1 protein-coding gene is annotated in these 232 nt (G+C 69.8%); it reads right to left on the bottom strand.

Annotated elements, in window-relative coordinates; translation table 11 throughout:
* Positions 1–232: phage integrase central domain-containing protein (locus QSJ97_RS24905; protein WP_434220961.1), on the bottom strand; the 232-nt coding region annotated here is incomplete at both ends.

Below are 232 nucleotides of genomic sequence, written 5' to 3'. Positions count from 1 at the left end.
TGCCCTTTCCAGCGCGCCGGGTTCGCGCCCTCACGCAGACCGCGCGCCGCGGCCCAGTCGAGCACGCTCTCGATCCGGCCGCGCAGGCGCGAGGCGGTCTCGGGCTTCTCGGTCCAGATCGGCTCGATTGCCTTCAGCACGAGGCTCGTATCGATAGCGGCGACGGATACGGGGCCGAAGACCGGCTCGGCATGGCTGGCAAGCGTGTTGCGCCATTGCTGGCGGTGTTTCG

The sequence above is a fragment of the Paralimibaculum aggregatum genome, assembly GCF_030270585.1.
In the GTDB taxonomy this organism is placed as follows: Bacteria; Pseudomonadota; Alphaproteobacteria; order Rhodobacterales; family Rhodobacteraceae; genus Thermohalobaculum; species Thermohalobaculum aggregatum.
Note: the sequence above shows the minus strand (reverse complement) of the source record. Positions and strands in the feature narration are given on the sequence as shown.